This window comes from Pinirhizobacter sp. (assembly GCF_035317885.1).
In the GTDB taxonomy this organism is placed as follows: domain Bacteria; phylum Pseudomonadota; class Gammaproteobacteria; order Xanthomonadales; family Rhodanobacteraceae; genus Pinirhizobacter.
The window spans coordinates 1-6,127 of record NZ_DATHFX010000030.1; the positions used below are offsets into that span (position 1 = coordinate 1).

A 6,127-nucleotide genomic window follows, 5' to 3' on the forward strand; every position below is an offset into this window, starting at 1 on the left:
AAGCATCACCCACACCGCGCGCGGCCCCTTGAGCGCCTGCACCAGGGCTTCGACGGAATTGACAGCGACCGCACCGTCTTTGGCCACCGCCTCTCGGGCCTCGGCGCTGACGTCGTACACCACGCACTGGTGGCCGTCGCGGAGCAGGCGGCGCACGATGTTGCCGCCCATGCGGCCGAGGCCGATCAGTCCAAGTTCCATCGTGTCGATCCTTATGGTGAGGGGCTTATGAAAGGGCAAGGCACCCAGCATAGCCGCCGAAGTATCAAGTCGCTGTTTATGCCGGCTGGCCGAAATCCACCACCACGCGGGGCCGCCCCCAGTCGGTGGGTGCGGCCAGGTCCAAATCCGGGCCCACCGGAACGATGCCGGTGGGGTTTATCTGGCGATGGCTCATGTAGTAGTGCTTCTTGATGTGCTCGATGTCCACCGTCTGGGCGATGCCCGGTTGCTGGTACATCGCGCGGGTGTATTCCCACAGGCGCGGGTAATCCACCAGGCGCCGCACATTGCACTTGAAGTGCCCGTGGTAGACCAGGTCGAAACGGAGCAGCGTAGTGAACAGGCGCCAGTCGGCCTCGGTCTGTACCTCGCCGCACAGCCAGGGCCGGTCGGCCAGGCGTTCCTCGAGCCAGTCAAGCGTGTCGAACAACGGGCCTATCGCAAGTTCGTACGCTTCCTGCGTGGTGGCGAAGCCGGCCTTGTACACACCGTTGTTGAGCGTGTCGTACACGCGCGCGTTCACCGCGTCGATGTCCTCGTGCAGGGGACCAGGATAATAGTCACCCAGCTTCGCACCCACACCGTCGAAGGCGCTGTTGAACATGCGGATGATGTCGGCCGATTCGTTGCTGACGATAGTGTCCCGCTCGCGGTCCCAGAGCACGGGCACCGTGGAGCGGCCGGTGACGGTGGCGTCCGCACGCTGGTACAACTGGTAAAGGAAGCGTGCGCCATGCAGCTTGTCGCCGGTCACGCCGGGGGCCGGCTCGAAAGTCCAGCCTTCCTCGCCCATCAGCCAGTGCACCACCGAATAGTCGATGAGTTCGTCCAGTCCCTTCAGCGCCCGGAAGATCATCGTGCGGTGGGCCCAGGGACAGGCGCGGGCGATGTACAGGTGGTAGCGGCCAGGTTCGGCACGGAAGCCGCCATCGCCGGTCGGGCCGGGACTGCCGTCGGCGGTGACCCAGTGTCGGAACCGGCTCTCCTCGCGGACGAACTGACCCCGGTTCTTTTCCTGGGTCAGGCCCTGGCGGGTCCAGTGTCCTTCGTTCAGGTAACCCATGGCGGTAACCTCATCATCTGATCCACCGATGGTGTGGCCTTGGCGATGAATTTGGCATCTAGGCTTGACGGCCTATGGCCGGACCCTAGCCCTTGTAGAAGGGATAGGGCGCGAAGAAGATCACCCATAGCGCCAGCACGATGCCGGTGTACTTGATGGCGCGGAACAGTTTCGGATTCTTCTTCTTGAAGCGCTTTGAGCGTTCGCGGCCGCGTGCGTTGAGCGCGAACATGCGGTTGACGAAACCGACCGACTCCTTGCCATCGTCGGCGTTGGGCGAGGCGGTGATGGAGCCCATGAAGGCGCCAACGCGATGGTTGATCGCGCTCATCAGCTTCGTGCGAAGCGGGCGCTCGACGTCGGCGAACAGGATGACGCGTGTCTGGTCGGTGCGGTTCTCTGCCCAGTGCACATAGGTTTCGTCGAAGACGATGTCCTCGCCGTCGCGCCAGCTATGCATCTGGCCATCGACGAAGATGCGGCAATCGTCGGAGTTGGGGGTGATAAGGCCCAGGTGGTAGCGAAGCGAGCCTGCGAATGGATCGCGATGAGGGTTGAGCTTCGAGCCCGGCGGCAGGAGGGCGAACATCGCCGCCTTCACGTTGGGGATCGAATTCAAGAGCTTCACCGTGTTCGGGCACAGTGCCTCGGCCGAGGCCAGCGGCTCGCCGTACCACTTCAGGTAAAAACGCTTCCAGCCCTGCTTGAAGAATGAATTGAAGCTGGCGTCGGCGTGTTTCTCCGCCGCCTTGATGAAACCCTCGTCGAACAGGTGCATCGCTTCATCACGGATAACCTGCCAGTTCTGCTGCAGCGGATCGAGCTGCGGGAAGCCGCGGCGATCAAGGATCGGCCGCGCAGGCACCGCCGAGAACGCGTACATCAAGAGGTTGTACGGCGCGAAGATCGCCGAGTGGTCCACCAACTGGCGGTCGAAGCGCAGCCGCGAACGCCCGCGCAGGTGCACCAGCAGCACGCACAGGGCGAAGGCCAGCAGCACATACAGGATGATGAAACGGGGGCCTAGCAGATTCATCGGGAGGCTTGGTGGACCTGAGGTGGACGATAGGGGAGGTCAGGGCGATCGGGCCCCGATTCAATCGGGGCCCGATGGCCGGGATGTCCATGATAACGCCGCGTGACCCCGGATCGACGCCGCAGGGCGAGGGCCGCCCCGGAAAACCCTCCGCGGGCCGGGGTCAGAGTATTCACTCTGACCCCCATTTTCCCCAATGAGTGGCTTACAGCGCTTCGGAAGCGAAGTCGGCCAGGCGCGAGCGTTCGCCGCGGCGCAAGGTGATATGACCTGAATGCGCCCACTGCTTGAAACGGTCCACCGCGTAGGTGAGGCCCGAAGTCGTTTCGGTGAGGTATGGCGTGTCGATCTGCTCCACGTTGCCCAGGCAGACGATCTTGGTGCCGGGGCCGGCCCGGGTGATCAGTGTCTTCATCTGCTTGGGCGTGAGGTTCTGCGCCTCGTCGATGATCAGGTACCGCGACAGGAAGGTACGGCCGCGCATGAAGTTCAGCGAGCGGATCTTCACCCTTGAGGCGAGCAGGTCGTTGGTGGCCTGGCGGCCCCAGGAGCCGCCTTCCTCGGGGTTGGCCAGCACTTCGAGGTTATCGGTAAGCGCACCCATCCACGGCGTCATCTTTTCTTCCTCGGTGCCGGGCAGGAAGCCGATGTCCTCGCCCACCGACACCGTGGCGCGCGTCATGATGATTTCGCGGTAGCGCTGCTGGTCCATGACCTGGGCCAGGCCCGCGGCCAGGGCCAGCAGTGTCTTGCCGGTGCCGGCGGTGCCCAGCAGGGTGACGAAATCGACGTCCGGGTCCATCAGCAGGTTCAGGGCGAAATTCTGTTCGCGGTTGCGCGCGGCGATGCCCCATACCGCGTGGTTGGCGTGGGAATGGTCGTCCATCAGCACCAGCGTGGCGCGATCGCCGTCGAGTTCGATGACGCGCAGTTCGACGGAATTCTCGCCAGGAAGATACAGGCACTGGTTGGGATACCAGTCTTCGTCTTCGCGTTTGGTCAGTTCGTAGTACGTGCGGCCGCGCTCGGTCCAGGAACGGACCTCGGGGTGGTGGTCCCAGAAATCCTCGCCGGTTTCCTCCGAGCCTGTGAACAGCAGCGCGAAGTCGTCCAGCGCGCGGTCGTTCTCGTAGTCTTCGGCGTGGATGCCGAAGATGGTGGCCTTGATGCGGAGGTTGATGTCCTTGGTGACCAGGATCACCAGTGCGCCGGGGTTTTCATCGCGCAGGTCGATCACCGCCGCCAGGATCTGGTTGTCGGCCTTGCCAGTGTTGGCGGTGGTGCGCTGTTGGAAATGCAACCGGCCTACCGCCTGGCCACGCTTGAGGTTCAGCCCGCCCGGACTCTGCAGCGGAATGCCATCGGCGATGCCGTGGCCATTGCCTTGCTCGATCAGTTCGTTGAGGAAGCGGCTGACCTGACGGCCGTTTCGCGAAACTTCCGATGAGCCTTTCTTTTTTTCGTCGAGTTCTTCAAGCACCGTCATCGGGATGAAGACGTCGTGTTCTTCAAAGCGGTAAAGGGAGGTCGGGTCGTGCAGCAGCACATTGGTATCCAGGGCATAGATACGCTTAGCTACGGTCATGCGTGGTTGACCTCGTGCGTTGGGATGTGATGCGGATGGTTTAGCGTGGCGGAATCCTTTCCAGCACGGCGTCGACGTGGCCGGCAACCTTGATGTTGCGCCATTGATGGACAAGCTTGCCGTCGGGGTCGATAAGGAAGGTGGAGCGCACCACTCCCATGTGGCGTTTGCCATACAGCACTTTTTCGGCGATCACGCCGAAGGCGTTGCACCAGGTTTCGTCGGTATCGGCGATAAGGGGAAATGGCAGTGACTGCTTGGAGGCGAAGTTCGCATGTGATTTCTCAGAATCACGTGACACGCCGATGACTTCGGCGTTGCGTTCTCGAAATTCGTCGTAGGCGTCGCGGAAGCCCTGGGCCTCGGTGGTGCAGCCGGGCGTGCTGTCCTTCGGGTAGAAGTAAACCACCACCCATTTGCCATGCAGCGACGACAGGGAGAGCGTCTGGCCGCTTCCGGTGTGACCCTTCAGTGCTCCGACTTTCTTGCCTACTTCTACCATGATGCTTGGATACCCCTAACGCGGGTTCTTGGCAAGGGGTTTTTCAGAACTTGACGGGGTCCATGATCGCATCGAGGTTGAGCCCGTCGCACAGCTCGAGGAAATCGTCGCGCAACGCGGCGATGTGCGTCTCGGAAGGAATGCCGATGGTGATCTGCGCCTGGAACATGTCCGCACCGGTTTGCATGGCCTGGTAGCGCATGGAGGTGAGCTGTTCGGTGCTGATGTCGCGCCGCGAAAAGAATTCCACGATCTTCACCAGGATCCCCGGGCGGTCGGCGGCGATCACTTCCACCAGGTAGGGCAACAAGTGCGCCGCGGGCTCGCGCGGTGCGGTGCGGTAGTGGATCAGCTGGACGTCTTCATCCCGGGCGAATTTGCCCAGGGCCGTCTCCAGCTTGGCCACGGCGTCCCAGGCACCGGAGGCCAGCAGCATCACCGAGGTGTCGTTGCCGATGGTGGAAACCCGGGCGTCGGCCAGATTGCAGCCGGAATCGGCGATGCGGCGGGTGAGGGCCAGCAGGGGCGCGCGCTGCGCGGGGGACAGGGTCTGGATCAGCAGGTGGTTGTCCGAAGGAGCTGCGCGCGGCGCGGAAGGATTCAAGATGCACTACCTGACTTAAAGGGGCCGTGCGAAGCGCGGCCTTGGCCTCCGGGCAGCTTACTTGCCCGCGCGAGGACCCCGCAAGTAACATGCAGGGTGTTCGTTTCTCCTTTCCCGTTGGGCTCGAAGTTGACCATTTCTGGAAGCATCTGCGCGCTGGCGACGCCTTTTTCGGCGCCCGGCGAACTCGACCTTGAAGCTTTCGGCCGCCTGCTGGAATACCAGCTCGAGGGCGGCACGCAGGGCGTGGTGGTGGCCGGATCCACTGGTGAATCGCATTTCCTCGATCACGGGGAATGGGACCAGCTACTGTCGTTCGCGGTCGACCGGGTTGCCGGCCGCGTTCCGGTGATTGCAGGTACTGGCGAGGCCGGTACGGCGAAAACCATCGCCCTGACCCGGCGCGCAAAGTCGTTGGGTGCCGACGCCGCCCTGGTCGTGGCGCCGTTCTACGTGCGCCCCACCCAGGAAGGCTTGCGCCGCCATTTCACCGAAGTGGCCGACCAGGGTGGCCTGCCGGTGCTGCTTTACAACGTGCCTGCGCGCACCGGCTGCGACATCGAGCCTGCCACCGTGGCGATCCTGCGCGACCATCCGGCTATCGCCGGCATCAAGGAAGCCCGGGGGGATGCCGCGCGTATTTCGGCCCTTGCGGAACTTGTGCGCTCGGATTTCGTCTATCTGTCCGGCGACGACGGTACCGCCCACCAGGCGATGCTGTCGGGCGCCGCCGGGGTAATCTCGGTCGTTGCCAACCTGGTGCCACGGGTCTTCCGGGCGTTCTGCGACGCCTCGCGGTCCGGCGACACCGGGGCTTATGGCGGTGCGCTGGCCAGGCTCGTCGAGGCGCTCGATTGCGCACCCAACCCCATCGCGGTCAAGGCGGGGCTTGCGGAGCTCGGGCTGGGCCTGGACAGCCCGCGGCTGCCGCTGGTGGCGCTGGCGGAGGGTCCTGACCGGGCACGTTTGCGCGAAATACTTGGCTCTCTGGCACCATTGGCGACTGCGGCCTGATTCAACGCAGGCGTTTTTCCCCTTACGGAACCTCTTCATGAAGAAAAATTCGCTCCTCCTGGCCGTGCCCGCCGTGGCCATGTCCGCCGTCCTCCTGACCG

General features: G+C 63.5%; 7 protein-coding genes. 1 reads left to right on the top strand and 6 read right to left on the bottom strand.

Going from position 1 to position 6,127, the window contains the following annotated elements; all coding sequences use genetic code 11:
* The 6 genes from VK519_RS00950 to VK519_RS00975 all read right to left on the bottom strand — a co-directional run.
* On the bottom strand, nucleotides 1-201 hold a 201-nt coding region (locus VK519_RS00950), incomplete at its 3' end, for an NAD(P)-binding domain-containing protein (RefSeq protein ID WP_324346781.1).
* A 76-nt stretch (nucleotides 202-277) separates the two neighbouring features.
* The gene (locus VK519_RS00955) at nucleotides 278-1,285 is read right to left on the bottom strand and encodes a glutathione S-transferase family protein (RefSeq protein ID WP_324346783.1); all 1,008 of its coding nucleotides are present in this window, start codon (nucleotides 1,283-1,285) and stop codon (nucleotides 278-280) included.
* 85 nt (nucleotides 1,286-1,370) lie between these two features.
* Nucleotides 1,371-2,297 carry an aspartyl/asparaginyl beta-hydroxylase domain-containing protein gene (locus VK519_RS00960; RefSeq protein WP_324346793.1) on the bottom strand — a complete coding sequence of 309 codons (927 nt, stop codon included), beginning with the start codon at nucleotides 2,295-2,297 and terminating at the stop codon, nucleotides 1,371-1,373.
* Between the two features lie 229 nt (nucleotides 2,298-2,526).
* Nucleotides 2,527-3,906: a PhoH family protein gene (locus VK519_RS00965; protein ID WP_324346785.1), complete on the bottom strand. Its 1,380-nt coding sequence runs from the start codon at nucleotides 3,904-3,906 to the stop codon at nucleotides 2,527-2,529.
* Nucleotides 3,907-3,946: 40 nt separating this feature from the next.
* Nucleotides 3,947-4,408: a peroxiredoxin gene (locus tag VK519_RS00970; protein WP_324346788.1), complete on the bottom strand. Its 462-nt coding sequence runs from the start codon at nucleotides 4,406-4,408 to the stop codon at nucleotides 3,947-3,949.
* 43 nt (nucleotides 4,409-4,451) lie between these two features.
* The gene (locus tag VK519_RS00975) at nucleotides 4,452-5,012 is read right to left on the bottom strand and encodes a glycine cleavage system transcriptional repressor (RefSeq protein ID WP_324346789.1); all 561 of its coding nucleotides are present in this window, start codon (nucleotides 5,010-5,012) and stop codon (nucleotides 4,452-4,454) included.
* A 129-nt stretch (nucleotides 5,013-5,141) separates the two neighbouring features.
* Between VK519_RS00975 and dapA the strand changes: the two genes are divergently transcribed.
* Nucleotides 5,142-6,026, top strand: coding sequence for a 4-hydroxy-tetrahydrodipicolinate synthase (gene dapA / locus VK519_RS00980; RefSeq protein ID WP_324346791.1), 885 nt, complete (start codon nucleotides 5,142-5,144; stop codon nucleotides 6,024-6,026).
* Nucleotides 6,027-6,127: the final 101 nt, after the last annotated feature.

Coding starts and splice junctions, on each gene's coding strand:
- VK519_RS00965 (WP_324346785.1), bottom strand. CDS start 3,906: ATGACCGTAGCTAAGCGTATCTATGCCCTGGATACCAATGTGCTGCTG.
- VK519_RS00970 (WP_324346788.1), bottom strand. CDS start 4,408: ATGGTAGAAGTAGGCAAGAAAGTCGGAGCACTGAAGGGTCACACCGGA.
- VK519_RS00955 (WP_324346783.1), bottom strand. CDS start 1,285: ATGGGTTACCTGAACGAAGGACACTGGACCCGCCAGGGCCTGACCCAG.